At 54.9% G+C, this 15649-nt stretch carries 17 protein-coding genes; all 17 read left to right on the top strand.

The window, feature by feature from the left end; all coding sequences use genetic code 11:
- Positions 1–8 precede the first annotated feature (8 nt).
- The 17 genes from atpG (at position 9) to M6D81_RS07075 (ending at position 15647) form a co-directional block, all read left to right on the top strand.
- On the top strand, positions 9–869 hold the full coding sequence (gene atpG / locus M6D81_RS07155) for an ATP synthase F1 subunit gamma (RefSeq protein WP_317259101.1): 861 nt from the start codon (positions 9–11) through the stop codon (positions 867–869).
- A gap of 33 nt (positions 870–902) precedes the next feature.
- Complete coding sequence (gene atpD / locus M6D81_RS07150) at positions 903–2309, top strand: F0F1 ATP synthase subunit beta (RefSeq protein WP_262676153.1); 1407 nt, start codon at positions 903–905, stop codon at positions 2307–2309.
- A gap of 21 nt (positions 2310–2330) precedes the next feature.
- On the top strand, positions 2331–2735 hold the full coding sequence (locus tag M6D81_RS07145) for a F0F1 ATP synthase subunit epsilon (RefSeq protein ID WP_262676152.1): 405 nt from the start codon (positions 2331–2333) through the stop codon (positions 2733–2735).
- A gap of 137 nt (positions 2736–2872) precedes the next feature.
- Entirely contained in the window at positions 2873–4447 is a 1575-nt protein-coding gene (locus M6D81_RS07140; RefSeq protein WP_262676151.1) for a spore germination protein, read from the top strand.
- Between the two features lie 31 nt (positions 4448–4478).
- Entirely contained in the window at positions 4479–5684 is a 1206-nt protein-coding gene (locus M6D81_RS07135) for a Ger(x)C family spore germination protein (protein WP_262676150.1), read from the top strand.
- A 13-nt stretch (positions 5685–5697) separates the two neighbouring features.
- Positions 5698–5946 (top strand): hypothetical protein, encoded by a 249-nt coding sequence (locus M6D81_RS07130; protein WP_262676149.1) that lies wholly within the window; start codon positions 5698–5700, stop codon positions 5944–5946.
- A complete protein-coding gene (locus M6D81_RS07125; RefSeq protein ID WP_262676148.1) occupies positions 5943–7103 on the top strand; it encodes a GerAB/ArcD/ProY family transporter in 1161 nt (386 codons plus the stop codon). Before M6D81_RS07130 ends, M6D81_RS07125 begins: the two co-directional genes overlap by 4 nt.
- A 119-nt stretch (positions 7104–7222) precedes the next feature.
- Positions 7223–7588, top strand: a complete 366-nt coding sequence (locus M6D81_RS07120; RefSeq protein ID WP_262676147.1) for an NADH-quinone oxidoreductase subunit A — start codon at positions 7223–7225, stop codon at positions 7586–7588.
- Positions 7579–8097, top strand: a complete 519-nt coding sequence (locus M6D81_RS07115; RefSeq protein WP_262676146.1) for a NuoB/complex I 20 kDa subunit family protein — start codon at positions 7579–7581, stop codon at positions 8095–8097. Before M6D81_RS07120 ends, M6D81_RS07115 begins: the two co-directional genes overlap by 10 nt.
- A complete protein-coding gene (locus M6D81_RS07110) occupies positions 8094–8726 on the top strand; it encodes an NADH-quinone oxidoreductase subunit C (RefSeq protein WP_262676145.1) in 633 nt (210 codons plus the stop codon). Before M6D81_RS07115 ends, M6D81_RS07110 begins: the two co-directional genes overlap by 4 nt.
- 6 nt (positions 8727–8732) lie before the next feature.
- Complete coding sequence (locus tag M6D81_RS07105; protein WP_262676144.1) at positions 8733–9833, top strand: NADH-quinone oxidoreductase subunit D; 1101 nt, start codon at positions 8733–8735, stop codon at positions 9831–9833.
- Complete coding sequence (gene nuoH / locus M6D81_RS07100; protein ID WP_262676143.1) at positions 9833–10843, top strand: NADH-quinone oxidoreductase subunit NuoH; 1011 nt, start codon at positions 9833–9835, stop codon at positions 10841–10843. The genes M6D81_RS07105 and nuoH overlap by 1 nt, the downstream gene beginning before the upstream one ends.
- Positions 10844–10864: 21 nt before the next feature.
- Positions 10865–11314 (top strand): NADH-quinone oxidoreductase subunit NuoI, encoded by a 450-nt coding sequence (nuoI, locus tag M6D81_RS07095; RefSeq protein ID WP_262676142.1) that lies wholly within the window; start codon positions 10865–10867, stop codon positions 11312–11314.
- Positions 11315–11827: an NADH-quinone oxidoreductase subunit J gene (locus tag M6D81_RS07090; protein WP_262676141.1), complete on the top strand. Its 513-nt coding sequence runs from the start codon at positions 11315–11317 to the stop codon at positions 11825–11827.
- Positions 11828–11830: 3 nt separating this feature from the next.
- The gene (nuoK, locus tag M6D81_RS07085; RefSeq protein ID WP_262676140.1) at positions 11831–12133 is read left to right on the top strand and encodes an NADH-quinone oxidoreductase subunit NuoK; all 303 of its coding nucleotides are present in this window, start codon (positions 11831–11833) and stop codon (positions 12131–12133) included.
- A gap of 5 nt (positions 12134–12138) precedes the next feature.
- On the top strand, positions 12139–14019 hold the full coding sequence (nuoL, locus tag M6D81_RS07080) for an NADH-quinone oxidoreductase subunit L (protein ID WP_262676139.1): 1881 nt from the start codon (positions 12139–12141) through the stop codon (positions 14017–14019).
- The gene (locus M6D81_RS07075) at positions 14016–15647 is read left to right on the top strand and encodes a complex I subunit 4 family protein (RefSeq protein WP_262676138.1); all 1632 of its coding nucleotides are present in this window, start codon (positions 14016–14018) and stop codon (positions 15645–15647) included. Before nuoL ends, M6D81_RS07075 begins: the two co-directional genes overlap by 4 nt.
- Positions 15648–15649: the final 2 nt, after the last annotated feature.

The raw sequence follows: 15649 nt of genomic DNA, 5'->3' as shown, positions 1-15649 counted from the left end.
AAATGAAAGTGGCAACGAACATGCGTGATATTAAGCGCGAGATTAAGAGCAAACAGAACACGAAGCAGATCACGAAAGCGATGGAGATGGTCGCGGCATCCAAGCTGAGGAAGGCTCAAAGCGCTGCGCAAGCAGCACGGCCTTACGCCGACAAGCTGAAGGAAGTCGTAGCGAGCATCGCTTCCGGCACGAATGATGTGAAGCATCCGATGCTGGAGACTCGTCCCATCAAGAAGACCGGCTATCTGGTCATTACTTCCGATCGTGGTCTTGCAGGTGGTTACAATGCGAATATTCTGCGCAAAGTGATGAACACCATTAATGCAAAGCATAAGTCTGCCGATGAGTATGCCTTATTCGTCATTGGCCGGAAGGGCCGCGATTTCTTCCGTCGCCGCAATATGCCGATCGTAGAAGAAGTGATCGGTCTGTCGGATTCGCCGACATTCGCCGATGTGAAGTCAGTGGCTACGGCGGCTGTGCAGAAATTCGCAGATGGAGCTTATGATGAGCTGTATCTGTACTATAATCAATTCGTCAATGCGATTTCACAAGTTCCGACGGAATCCCGCTTGCTTCCGCTTGAAGCGGTGAGTGAGGGCACGGCGGTATCCTCCTATGAATACGAGCCATCGGCAGAAGGTGTGCTGGAAGTGCTGCTGCCGAAGTACGCTGAGACTTTAATCTACAGCGCGGTATTGGATGGGAAGGCCAGTGAATTCGGTGCTCGAATGACAGCAATGGGAAGCGCAACGAAGAATGCGACGAAGATGATCAACGGACTTACGCTCACTTACAACCGTGCGCGTCAGGCTGCGATTACGCAGGAGATATCGGAGATCGTTGCAGGAGCGAATGCACAATCGTAATTTTTATATAAGAAGGAACCAGGAGGGAAAGCAATGAAAAAAGGACGCGTTGTATCCGTCATGGGTCCGGTCGTTGACTTGGAGTTCGAACGCGGCAACCTGCCGGAAATTCTGAACGCTGTCAAAATCGACCAGAAGGCTGCAGCTGGCGGAGTGGACATCAACCTTACGCTTGAAGTAGCCGTTCACCTTGGCGACAACATGGTTCGCGCGGTTGCGATGAGCACAACCGACGGTCTCGTTCGCGGTATGGAAGCTGTAGATACCGGCGCAGCGATTACGATCCCGGTTGGCACGCCGACTCTGGGTCGTGTATTCAACGTACTTGGACAACCGATCGACGAAGCTGGCGATGTGACATCGGAGAATAATCTCCCGATTCACCGTCCGGCACCGACATTTGACGAACTATCCACACAAGCGGAAATTCTTGAGACTGGCATTAAAGTTATCGACTTGCTTGCTCCTTATGCCAAGGGCGGCAAGATCGGTCTGTTCGGCGGTGCGGGTGTAGGTAAAACCGTTACGATCCAGGAATTGATCAACAACATCGCGCAAGAGCACGGCGGTATCTCCGTATTCGCAGGTGTAGGCGAGCGTACCCGTGAGGGTAATGACCTGTACCATGAGATGAAGGATTCCGGCGTTCTTAGCAAGACGGCGATGGTATTCGGTCAGATGAATGAGCCGCCGGGCGCACGTCAGCGTGTTGCTCTGACGGGTCTGACAATGGCTGAATTCTTCCGTGACGAAGAGGGCAAAGACGTGCTTCTGTTCGTCGACAACATCTTCCGCTTCACACAAGCGGGCTCCGAGGTATCCGCGCTTCTTGGCCGTATGCCTTCGGCCGTTGGTTACCAGCCTACGCTGGCAACCGAGATGGGTCAGCTGCAAGAGCGTATCACCTCCACGAAGAAAGGCTCCGTTACGTCCATTCAGGCGATCTACGTTCCTGCGGATGACTATACGGACCCGGCTCCGGCGACGACGTTCGCTCACTTGGACGCGACGACGAACCTGGAGCGTAAAATTTCCGAGATGGGTATCTTCCCGGCGGTTGATCCGCTGGCGTCGTCATCCCGTATCCTGAACCCGGAAGTTCTGGGCGAGGAGCATTACAATGTCGCTCAGGGCGTGAAGAAGATTCTTCAGCGCTACAAGGAGCTTCAAGATATTATCGCGATTCTGGGTATGGATGAGCTTAGCGAGGAAGACAAGCTTACTGTTGCCCGCGCTCGCCGCATCCAGTTGTTCCTGTCCCAGCCGTTCCACGTTGCCGAGCCGTTCACAGGCACGCCGGGCAAATATGTGGCGGTTAAAGAATCCGTTCGCAGCTTTAAAGAAATTCTCGAGGGCAAATATGACCACCTTCCGGAAGAAGCCTTCCGTTATGTAGGTGTCATTGAAGAAGCCGTGGAGAAAGCCAAAACGCTTCAATAGCGAAAGGCGGGAGGAATCCACATGAGTACCTTTCTGGTAGAAATCGTAACACCTGAACGCAAGGTGTACGAGGAGACGGCGAATATGGTCAGCGTAACCGGCGTGGAAGGCGAGCTCGGCATATTGCCGAATCATATTCCACTCGTGACGCCGCTTCGCATCGCTCCCGTAACGATCAAGCGTGACGGCAAGACCGATGTAATAGCTGTGAATGGCGGCTTCATCGAGGTGCGCAAGGACAAGGTCGTCATTCTCGCGGAGAGTGCCGAGCTGCCTACTGACATCAACGTGGAGCGTGCGCAGGCTGCCAAGCAGCGTGCCGAGCAGCGCCTGAATGCGAAGCAGCAGGATGAGATTGATTTCCGTCGTGCAGAGATGGCAATGCAACGCGCGATGAATCGTCTGCACGTGAAGCATCGTGTATAAGCAAGATAAATGAGAAAGCCGCCAGTGCCCCTCCGGGTGCTGGCGGCTTTTTTGCCATATAAGCGTATAAACGCATAAATTTTCCTCGCGAGTGGGACGCTAGTGGGTAATGAAGCAGGAAAAGGAGGCGAATTTCCGTGCGGAGTCGAAAGCAACTGCTTCGTTCGATGAAGGAAGAACAAATTGAGCAGGAGCAGCTGAAGGATTACGAAGCAATGCCCGTGTCAAGCTCGCTTCAGGAGATGCTGGATGCTATCGGCTTCGAGCTCGGGAACAGCGCCGATCTCAATATCAGGCGGTTATCCTGTTCGGATTGCACGGATTCTGACAGCATTGCTGTTGTCTATATAGAAAATATGGTCGATGAGACTCAACTGGACGAATTCGTCATCAAGCCGCTGCTGAACGCTTCCGGAAGCTCATCTGCTGAAGAGCGGGTTGAGCAGTTGCGCAATAAGCTGCTGGCGACCGGAGCAGTAACCGTCATCACCCATTTCAAGCAATTGTTTCAACAGCTCTTCGCGGGCAATACCGTTATTCTCGTTGACGGCTGTGCGCACGCCTTGTCAGCAGGTACGGCAGGCGGGGTAAAGCGCAATATGCAAGAACCCAGAACGGAGCAGGCACTGAGAGGCCCAAGAGAAGGATTCACAGAGACATTGCTGGACAATACGGCGCTGATCAGACGGAAGATTCGCAGTCCCAAGCTATGGCTGGAGAGGAAGACAATCGGGAAGGTGACCCAGACCCCGGTTGGTATCATGTATATGAAGGACTTGGCCGATGAGGGTGTGCTGAAAGAACTGCGGAATCGGCTGGATCGCATTCATATTGACGGCATTCTGGAGTCCGGTTATATCGAAGAGATGATCAGCGATCAGAAGTGGACACCATTCCCGACCGTCATGAATAACGAGCGGCCCGATGTGATCGTCTCTTATCTGCTGGAGGGAAGAGTAGCGATATTGATGGAAGGAACGCCGTTCGTGCTGGTTGTACCTACGACGCTGAACGCTTTCTTCCAGGCCGCGGAAGATTATTATCACAATTACCAGATGGCCACATTCCTTAGAATGCTGCGGTTCGTCTCTTTCGTCATCGCATTGCTGATGCCCTCGATCTATGTCGCGATCGTTGGCTACCATCAGGAGATGATTCCGACCCCGCTGTTGCTCAAGCTTGCCGCGCAGCGGGAAGGCGTCCCGTTCCCGGCCTATCTGGAGGCATTCCTTATGGAGTTCGTATTTGAAATATTGCGGGAGGCCGTGCTCAGAATGCCTGGCAACGCCGGCAACGCCGTGCCTATCGTCGGAGGTCTTGTCATCGGCCAATCCGTTGTAGAGGCCGGTATTGTATCGTCGGCTGTCGTAATCGTCGTCTCGTTCACGGCTATTGCCAGCTTCGTCGCACCAGTGTACAGCTTGGGCATCGCGGCGCGCCTGCTTCGCTTCATCCTCTTGCTGGCCGCTTCTACGCTTGGCTTCTACGGCATAGCGCTTGTCGTCCTCTTGCTGCTGCTGCATCTTAGCAACTTGCGCTCATTCGGCTTGCCTTACTTGAAGCCGTTCGCACCTTTCAACTGGAGAGATATGAAGGATTCTCTGATCCGGGCGCCGATCTGGATGTTCAAGCAACGGCCGCACCAGCTTGCGGAACGTAATCATACCCGTCAAGACAACCGGCTGGAGCCAAGAGAAGAACCGTCCCAATAGTTTTCGTTGGCAGGTAGAGGAGGAGCAAGTTATGGTGCCACGGTTACTGGCTGTATGTCTTGTTGCGATGTCGATTATGCTCGCGGCGACGGGCTGCTGGGATATTCAGTATCTGGACAAGCTGGGCGTTGTAATGGCGATTGGCGTGGACAAAGATCATTCGGGCAAGCATCGCTTCAAGATAACTGTGCAGACGGTGTTGCCCCAGAATGCGGTAGGTGTGAAAGGCGGTGACGGCAGTCCCGTTATGACGCTCTCTGATACAGGAGATACCTTGTTCGAAGCGATGAGGAAAATGTCGGCGAAAACGTCGCGACGATTGTATTTCTCCCATACTCAGCTTCTGCTCATCAGCGAGGAAGTGGCGCGGGAAGGTATCTATCCCATCATGGATCTGATCGAGCGCAACAGCAACGTACGCTCCGATATTAGCGTGATGATAACCCGCGGACTGCGCGCGGAGCAACTGCTGCAGATTCAGACGCAGATGGAATCTATTCCGGCCAATCAGATGAAGGATTCAGTCGTTATCAATCAGAAGGTTTACGGCAAGACGTACAATGTGCAAGTGCGGGATATAGCGCATCTGTCGGAGTCGGCAGGCATGCAGGCAGCTGTACCCGCAATCGGGATTGACGGTCTGGCCGATGCGGGCAACTCCAAGAAGAGCGTCGATGTCATCAGCATGAAAGTGAAACCGGAATTGAAAGCGATGGCTGTCTTTCGCAATGGGAAGCTGAGAGGTTACTTGACGCCCGAACAATCCAGAGGATTGGCCTGGATTCAGAACAAGATCAAAAATACGGCCGTCAAGCAAAGGTGCCGAAAAGATAAAGGGCATTACATTATCGAGGTCATTAAGTCCGATACGAAAATAAAGGCGCGCAAGGGAGACAACGGACTTCCGCTCATAGAGATTGAAGTGCGTCTGAAAGCCGCTATGCATGAAGTGGTATGTCCGGACATGCATGTTCATGATGAAGCGATGCTGCGGCAGATGGAAAAAAAACTGGACGAAACGGTGGAAGCGGAAATCATGAATGCCATACACAAGGTGCAGAAGGAATTGGGGGCGGACGCGCTGGGCTGGGGAGTGGCAACCTACCACTATCAGCCTAAGTTGTGGAAGCAATTGTATAGGGATTGGGAGCATGTATTTCCCGATGTGCCCAGCCGTGTGAAATGCATTAGCGAGATTATCTCGACCGGTGTCCGGTCCGACACGATACCCCAATAGAGGGAGGGAATAGATGATGAACATCTTGCTTGTCTTCGTTTTCGCTCTCCTCTTGTCCATCGCTTTGTGGTGGAATTATGAAAAGAAGAAGCTTATTCGGGAAGTGGTATGGAGCATCGTGCTGTTATGGTCGGCGGCATGTCTCAGCATGGCGCTCCTGCTTCACATTCCCATGGTATCGCCGGCAGATTGGATATCCGTCATCGTTGCGCCAATCTATAAGCCGGTCATCGCGTGGATCAAGGGGGGCGGCAAGGGATGAAAGACATGCAAAGCGGTGCCAACGGAAAGATTGGCGCAGGTCAATTGGGCAAATTGCTCTATCTGTTCTCGCTGGGAAGCGCTGCGCTGATCGTTCCGACCGCGGTGGTGCAGATTGCCAGACAGGACAGCTGGCTGTCCATGCTGCTTGTCATTCCGCTTCACTATTTCATCATCCTGATTTACCTGGCGCTTGCGAATCGCTTCCCGCATCTTTCATTAGCCCAATACAGCCAACATATACTAGGTACATGGCTAGGCAAAATCGTTACCGCTACCTATATCTTTTATTTTTCTGTGTTGTGCGCGCTCGTGCTTCGCAATATGTCCGATTTTATTGGCAAATCCGTATTGCCACAGACTCCGGAATGGTTTCTAAGCGGAACATTTATGCTGGTCATTGTCTACGGCACTTATCTGGGAATAGAGACGATTGGAAGAACGGGAGACATCTTGTTCGGGTGGACGCTGATCGTTATCTTCATTATTTCGGTGGCGCTATTCAATCAAATGTACGGCGGACATTTCCTGCCCTTGTTGGGCGAAGGCATCGTGCAAGCGATGAAAGGCATGTATCCCGTATTGGGCTTCCCCGTGGCGGAATGCGTCTTTCTGACGGTACTGCTGCCGCTGGTTCAGACGAAGGAGAGGAGCAAGCTCTATGCAAAGCTTGCTGTGGCGGTAGCGGTTAATGGAGGCATCAGCACGCTGAATGTGGCCATGCTGATTGCCGTGCTTGGCGTATCCGAGACCGTGCGCAGCCCATATGCGGTGTACGAGATGGTGAAGGCGATCAATATTGAAGATATTTTAGTACGCGTCGAAATTTTGTTCGCGGTCGTTTGGATCGGGACCGTATTCATGAAGCTGCTGCTGTCCTTCTATACCGTTACGGTATTGCTTGGACAATTTCTTCATTTGCGTACTTATCGCCCGCTGGTTGTGCCGTTAGGGCTATTCATTGTGCCGATGTCCATCATCATCTATCGCAATAGCGTCCATAGCACGATATTTGCGATGGATGTATGGACGATATACAGCGTAGGACAGGGTGTAATGATTCCGCTGGTTCTATTGCTTATCGCGTGGGCAAGAGGAGCCAGGAGCGAAGAGAAGGGGGCATTTCCATCAGAAGCGGCGAATCGTACAAGGTCATAGCACCTTCTTTCGAATGATAACTCTTACATAGACTGTAGTGGAAGCTTTTGTTATAATTGTGAGGACTGTTGGACATCGTAGAGTATTCTGCATCGAATTCGTTTTACGGAGGCGATTGTGTGGAAAACTACGTCAATAACTACGTCGTTGTCGCCATTTTCGGAGTACTTGGGATATTGCTGCCTGTGGTGGCATTGACCATCGGCAGGCTGCTTCGTCCGCATAAGCCGACAGAGCCGAAAGCAAGCACTTACGAGAGCGGCAACGAGCCTGTAGGGGAAGGTCAAGTCCGTTTCAACATTCGGTATTATCATTTTGCTTTGATGTTCGTCATCTTTGATGTGGAAACCGTATTTTTATACCCGTGGGCCGTAGCGTACCAGAAGCTCGGCCTTTTTGTGCTGGTCGAGATGATCATCTTCACGGGAATGCTGTTGCTGGGACTGTTGTATGCCTGGAAGAAAGGGGTGCTCAAGTGGAATTGAATCTGGAATCCATCTCGCTGGAGGAGCGCAAGGAACTGGAGCGCAATGTGTTCATGGGTACGCTGGAGCAATTGAAGGCTTGGGCGAGAAGCAACTCGCTGTGGCCGTTAACGTTCGGTCTGGCCTGCTGTGCGATTGAGATGATGGGGACGGGGGCGTCCCATTACGATCTGGACCGGTTCGGCGTCATGTTCCGCACTTCGCCGCGCCAGTCCGACGTCATGATCGTCTCCGGCACCGTCACGAAGAAGATGGCCCCTCTGCTTCGCCGCCTCTATGATCAGATGCCGGAGCCGAAGTGGGTCATCGCGATGGGCTCGTGCGCGACGGCAGGCGGTCCGTACGTGAAGTCATACGCGGTTGTGAAAGGCGTGGATCAGATCGTTCCCGTCGATGTATACATACCGGGTTGCCCGCCGAATCCCGCAGCGCTCATATACGGCATTAACAAGTTGCAGGAGAAGATTCGTTACGAAGCCAAGACCGGGAAGCGGGTGACGGGCGGATGAGCGAGGACCAGAATAAGGCGCAAGTAGGCTCCGCCGCTTCCGATGAGGAGCGCGAGGCGAAGCGCAAGGCTGCGGCGGAGGCCAGAGCCGCACGAGCCGCGGCCAAGGCGGCTGCTTCCGAAGCGCAAGAGCCGGAGCCTAAGCCGCCGTCGCCAAGGCAAGGCGAGCTGGACGGGATCGTAGCGCTGCTGAAGCGGGAGATCGGGGAAGAAGCCATCGTAGAGGCCAGCATCAATGAGCTGAACGGCGATATGCCGATGGTCGAGGTGCGGAGCGAGTATTGGCTGGAAGCGGCGCGTCTGCTCAAGGGGCACGGGGATATGAATTATCGCTATCTCCGCAATGTGTCCGGCGTCGATTACGAGTCGCATCTGGAGGTTGTCTATTGTCTCCTGTCTCTGGATAGCGGACGGGACTGCGCAGTGAAGGTGAAGACGGATCGGACGGCGCCGTCCATTCCGTCCATCACTCCGCTATGGTCGGCCGCCAATTGGAATGAGCGGGAAATCTTCGATCTGCTGGGCATAGACTTCCCGGGGCATCCCGATCTGAGACGCATTATGATGCCGGACGACTGGGACGGACATCCGCTGCGCAAGGATTACATACCGCTTGATCCGGAGGTGTAAGGGAAGATGATCCGAACCGAAGAGCTGTTGCTGAACGTAGGCCCTCAGCATCCCAGCACGCATGGCGTCTTTCGCATTATCGTCAAGCTGGATGGAGAGGTCATCAAGGAAGCGACGCCGGTGATGGGCTACCTGCATAGAGGGACAGAGAAGCTGGCGGAGAGTCTGAATTATACGCAGATTATTCCTTATACGGACCGGATGGACTACGTATCGGCGATGACGAACAATTATGTGCTCGTTCATGCGGTGGAGACGATGATGGGTCTTGAAGTGCCGGAGCGGGCGGAATTCCTCCGCCTGATCGTCATGGAATTGCAGCGGGTAGCCAGCCATCTGGTATGGTGGGGCACCTATCTGCTCGATATTGGCGCTATGAGCCCGTTCCTGTACGCCTTCCGGGACCGGGAGATGATTATTAATCTGTTCAACGAGCTGTGCGGTGCACGGTTGACTTACAATTATATGCGTGTCGGCGGCGTCAAATGGGATGCACCGCCCGGCTGGATTGACAAGGTGAGGGAGTTCATTCCGTACATGGAGGGGAAGCTTGAGGAATATGACAGGCTCGTCTCCGGCAATGAGATCTTCCTGGCGAGAATTAGGGGAGTCGGCAAGTACGATTCGGAGACGGCGGTCGATTACGGGCTGTCAGGTGCGAACCTCCGCTGTACGGGTGTGAATTGGGATCTGCGCAAGAACGAGCCGTACAGTCTGTACGACCGGTTTCAGTTCGATGTGCCGACCGGCAGCGTCGGCGACTGCTACGACCGGTATCGGATCAGACTGGCGGAGATTGCGCAGAGTCTGCGCATCCTGCGGCAAGCGATTCAGCAATTCCCGGATGACGGACCGACGATGGGCAAGGTGCCCAGGGTCATTCGTCCGCCTGCCGGAGAGGTGTATGTCCGGATCGAGTCGCCGCGCGGCGAGATCGGCTGCCATATCGTCTCCCAGGGGAAAGCGGAGCCGTACCGCCTCAAGTTCCGGCGTCCATCCTTCGTCAATCTGGGCATTCTGCCAAAGCTGCTGGAAGGTGAGACGATGACGAACCTCATAACGATACTGGGAGGCATTGATATTGTGGTCGGGGAGGTGGACTGCTGATGGGCGCTTGGCTGGGAGAGGCTATGACATGGAATAATGCCATTATCTTATTGTTATGGGCGGTCGTATTCCTTCTGATCGTGCTGGGCTTCGTAACGTATGCCATCTACTATGAGCGCAAGGTGATCGGATGGATGCAGCTGCGCATCGGCCCGAATCGGGTCGGCCCGCTGGGACTGCTGCAGACGGTAGCGGATATATTGAAGCTGCTCGTGAAGGAGGATACGGTGCCTCGCAAGTCCGACCGGCTCCTGTTCACGTTGGCGCCGGCGCTCGCCTTCGTTCCCGCGTTCATGGTGCTCGCCGTCATTCCTTATACGGAGAAGCTTTACTTCACCGATCTGAATGTGGGCTTGCTGTATTATGTAGCGCTATCGGGCATCTCGACGATGGCGTTCGTCATCGGCGGCTGGGCTTCGAACAACAAGTACGCGCTGCTGGGCGGCATGCGCTCAGCCGCTCAGATGATCAGCTACGAAGTCCCGCTTGTCATATCCGTTACTGGCGTTATTCTGCTTAGCGGCAGCTTGAATCTGAGAGACATCGTGGCAGCGCAGAGCGGATGGTTCTGGCAGTGGAACTTTGTTCCTCAGATTATCGGGTTCGCCGTCTTTGTCGTTGCCGCCGTCTCGGAGCTGAACCGGACGCCGTTCGATCTGCCGGAAGCAGAATCGGAGCTGGTCGCCGGCTATCATGTGGAGTATAGCGGCTTCCGCTTTGCTTTCTTCATGCTCTCGGAATATGTCTACGTGTACGCCATTGCCGCGCTGACGACCGTCCTGTTCCTGGGCGGATGGCATGCGCCGGCGCCATTTCTTGATTTTGTACCAGGCATCATCTGGTTTCTCATGAAGTTCGTCGGGGTCGTCTTCACGCTCTTCTGGATCAGGGCGACCTTTCCCCGCGTCCGTGTGGATCAGTTGATGAGCCTGGGATGGAAGGTGCTGCTGCCGCTGGCGCTGCTGAACATATTTCTGACGGCTTTTTTCGTGGAATGGTTTGTGAAATAAGGCGAGAGGGGGAGTACGACGATGAAAGGCATGCTGAAAGGATTGGGAGTTACGCTGGGCTCCTTGACTGCGCCTAAAGTGACGACCCAATATCCGGACGTTCCGATGGATATGCCGGACCGGTTCAGAGGCATCCAGCACTTCATACCGGATCTGTGCATCGTATGCAATCAATGCGCCCGCATCTGCCCTACCGACTGCATTACGCTGACGGGCAAGCCGAATCCGGACCCCGAGAAGCGGGGCAAGGTGATCGATACGTTCGATATCAACTTTGAAATCTGCATTCTGTGCGACTTGTGCACGGAAGTCTGTCCGACGGAAGCGATCGTCATGACGAACCACTTCGAGCTGGCGACATACAGCCGCGACGAATTGTATAAGGACGCCAAGTGGCTGACCGACAACAATACGCTTGTGCGTGAGGACAATAACAATATAGGAGCGCCGGGCAAAGGGGGCGCCAAATAATTGTTGAACTTTACGATGTCGGGTGAACTGGTCGCCTTCTTCATCTTCGCCGCTCTGATGATCGGCGGAGCGGTTCTGATGATAACCTTGGAGAAGGTTGTTCATATGGTCGTCTCCATAGCCGTCGTATTCATTGGCCTTGGCGCGATGTATGTGCTGCTGGAAGCGGAGTTCGTCGCCTTCGTGCAGGTGCTTATATACGGGGGAGCCGTCTCCATCCTGATGATATTCGGCATGATGATGACGAAGCACGGCTCGGAAGGCAGCGGACGCTCCAGACCGTTGTATGAGACGCTAATCGCTGTCGGCGCGCTCAGCTTGTTCGGCTTGTTCTTCTATGCCATTCGCATCACCACTTTCCCGCAGACGGCCAGATTCCATCCGGGAGATGACAATACGATGGCGCTTGGAGAGCTGCTGTTCACGGAATATATCGTGCCGTTCGAGCTCGTGTCCATTCTGCTTACGGTCGCCTTTATCGGTGCCATTGTGCTGGCCAGAAAGGGGGAATAAGGCGTGCTGCCATCTTATCTGACATTAGCCGCCATTCTGTTCTGCATCGGGCTCTACGGGGCGCTTGCCAAGCGCAACGCCGTTATCGTGCTGCTGTCGCTGGAGCTTATGCTGAACGCAGTCAATTTGAATTTGGTCGCGTTCTCCAAGTACGGCGTTGTTCCTTCATTGACAGGCCAAATATTTACCATCTTCACCATTACGGTAGCCGCTGCGGAAGCGGCCGTCGCTGTTGCGATTCTTCTGGCGCTGTTCCGTGCCCGCGGCACGATCAATGCGGATGAATTCGACAAGATGAGGGGGTGACGGAATTGGTAGACGTGTATTCCAAGATCGCATGGATCATACCGGTGCTGCCGTTGGTCAGCTTCCTGCTGCTGACGGCTATGGGGAAGAGCTTCCGCAACACAGGCAAGCTTGTCAGCATCCTGCTTGCTCTCGCTTCCCTCGTCTTGTCGACGCTTCTGCTGATCGCGCGTTCCGCACCGGACGCGGTGGACTATTCCTACAGCTATGATTGGATCGTCATTGGAGACTTCACGCTGCGCATCGGTTATGAAGTGACGAATTTGACGACGCTTATGCTTGCGGTCGTCTCGCTTGTCAGCCTCCTGATTCAAGTGTACTCCATCGGATACATGAGCAAGGATGAACGGATTACCGTATTTTACGGCTATGTGTCTCTATTCACCTTCGCGATGCTGGGTCTGGTGCTGGCAGATAATCTGTTGACCTTCTATGTATTCTGGGAACTGGTCGGCGTATGCTCCTTCCTGCTGATCGGCTTCTGGTACAGCAAGCCCGCAGCCAGAGCCGCGGCGAAGAAAGCGTTCATCGTTACACGAATAGGAGATGCGGGGCTGCTGCTGGGCATCATTCTGCTATTCTGGCATATGCCTGAGCATTCCCTCAGCTTTACTCTCATTCAGAGCGTCTTCGAGGGCGGCTCAGGTGCGGTAACGGAAGGGATGACCACGCTAATCGCCTTGCTTCTCTTTATGGGCGCTGTCGGCAAGTCCGGTCAATTCCCTCTGCACGTCTGGCTTCCGGATGCGATGGAAGGACCGACGCCGATCAGTGCGCTTATCCATGCCGCGACGATGGTTGCCGCAGGGGTGCTCCTGGTCGCCCGTACGTTCAGCTTGTTCCAGGCGTCGGACGCGGCGATGACGACCGTCGCTTACGTCGGAGGCTTCACGGCGCTGCTGGCGGCCACGATTGCGCTGGCGCAGAGGGATATGAAGCGGATACTGGCTTATTCGACGATGAGTCAGCTGGGCTTTATGATGCTCGCTCTGGGGCTGGGCTCGCTGGCCGGCGGCATCTTCCATCTCTTTACCCACGCTTTCTTCAAAGCGCTGCTGTTCCTCGGAGCAGGCAGTGTCATGATGGCGATACATAACGGCAATATATTGGAGATGGGCGGTCTGGGCAAGCGCATGAAGATGACGGCCTGGACGTTCGCCATAGGAGGACTGGCACTGGCCGGTATGCCGCCGCTGGCGGGCTTCTGGTCCAAGGATGTCATCCTGGCGGCAGCGCTGGAGAAGAGCCCGGTCTTGTTCATCGCCGCTATTGCGGCCGCATTCCTGACCGCGCTCTATATGACCCGGCTGTTCGTGCTTGTCTTCATGGGGAAGCCTCGGGGCGGGATGGCGGCAGAGGGCGTGAAGGAATCGCCGCTGGTCATGATTGCGCCGATGCTGATTCTGGCCTTGCTCGCTGTCGCTGCAGGCTGGCTGGAGACGCCATGGCAAGCTTCGTTCAGCGGCTGGCTGTTCCCGGATGAGCCGGAGGCGCATGGCAGCTATGTTGCGATGCTGATCTCCACGGTCGTAGCCTTGCTGGGGCTGCTGCTCGGCTGGCAGCTGTACGGCAGAGGACGGCGAGAGGGAGATGTGCTGGTGGAACGAATGCCGGGACTTATGCGCGTGCTGGAGAAGAAATATTATATCGACGAGCTCTATGAGGCTTTATTCGGGGGACTCCTGCGCTTGGGAGGATTCCTTCTATCCGCAATCGACAAGTATGTGGTGGGCGGCCTTGTCGCACTTGCCGGAACAATTGCAGGCTATGCCGGCAAGGCGGTTCTCAGGCTTCAGAACGGGCAGATCGGAACGTATAGTCTGGCGATTGTGCTGGGCTTCATCATCTTCGTCGTGGTTACCGCCCTGAGGAGGCTGCTGCTATGAGCATATTGGCTGATATACCCATCCTGTCGCTTATCGTATGGTCTCCGCTGCTGGGGCTTATCCTCATTCTGCTGCTGCCGCGGAGTCGGTCCGGGCTGTTGAAGGGGACGGCCATCGCCGTGTCGCTCGTGCCGCTTGTCCTGTCCGCATGGCTCTATGCGGATATGGGGGGCGATCGGAACGCATCGGCGTACGAGGAAGAAGTCGCATGGGGCGATATTCCGCTGAACAGCGAAGCGCTGAACGATCCCGGCATCGGCGTTGTGTTCTCGATGCAATACTCGCTTGGCATAGACGGCTTGTCCTTGCCGCTCGTCCTGCTGACTGCGCTCGTGACGGCCATGGCCTCCTTTGCGGCCATCCATGTGAAGAAGAGATGGAAGACGTTTTACTGCTGGTTTTTCTTGCTTGAGCTCGGTATGCTGGGAGCGTTTCTGGCGAGGGACTTATTCCTGTTCTTTATATTTTTCGAGATCACGCTGGTCGCCATGTACTTCCTGATCGGCATATGGGGCTACTACAACCGCGAGCGGGCGGCCAACATGTTCCTTCTGTATAACGGAATCGGCTCCGCATTGATGCTGATCGCCTTTGTTATGCTGACGATGACGGCAGGCTTTCGCGCCGAGGCCGGCGCGAGCGGCATGCAGCTCATTTATAGCGCGAATTACGCGGATATCATGCACAATCTGGCCAATCCGTCAGCCTGGGTGAATGTGATGCCGAGTGAAGGAACGGTCAATCCGTTCTATATGAACAGCGGCATGCAGTGGACGACATTCATTCTGCTGTTCATCGCCTTCGGCATCAAGCTGCCGGTCTTCCCCTTCCACACCTGGATGCTGAAGGTGCACGTGGAAGCGCCGCCGGCCGTCGTCATGATTCACTCCGGCATCTTGCTGAAGCTGGGGGCTTACGGTCTGATTCGCTTCGGCCTCACTCTATTCCCTGAGCAGTACAAGGACTGGGCGCCCCTGTTGGCGGTGCTTGGCGTCATCAGCCTGCTGTACGGGGCCGTTATCGCCTTCAGGCAGACGGAATTCAAGCTGATGCTGGCTTATTCGTCAGTAAGTCATATGGGAATCGTATTGATCGGTCTTGCCGCCGTGAATGAGCTTGGTTATCAAGGAGCCGTCTTCCAGCTCGTCTCGCACGGCGTCATCTCCGCGCTGCTGTTCCTGATCGTGGGCAGCCTCTACGAGCGCACGCGCACGACCGAGCTGCAAGAGCTGGGTGGACTATCCAGAAGCATGCCTTTCATGAGCGGAGTACTGCTGATCGCGGGTCTTGCTTCTCTCGGGCTGCCGGGGTTGTCGGGCTTTATAGGCGAGTTGCTATCTCTGCTGGGTTTGTTCGACACGATGGAATGGGTGGTTGCCGCAGCGATGCTCGGTATTGTGCTGACTGCCGTCTATGTGCTGCGGGGCGTGCTTGCCATTACGTTCGGCGCGATAGACGAGAAGCATGTAACGCTGCAAGATGCCAGATTCATTGAAGCGCTGCCGATGGCTGTGCTTGTCGCGGTTATCGTGCTGCTGGGCTGTTATCCGTCGCTGCTGACGAATATGGTGGAGCCGGGCACGGCGGCCCTGATGGAGCAGTTGATCAGTGCAAGGACGGGGGGATAAAG

Origin of the sequence: Paenibacillus sp. J5C2022 (genome assembly GCF_025567625.1) — a bacterium.
Lineage (GTDB): Bacteria > Bacillota > Bacilli > Paenibacillales > Paenibacillaceae > Pristimantibacillus.
Note: the sequence above shows the minus strand (reverse complement) of the source record. Positions and strands in the feature narration are given on the sequence as shown.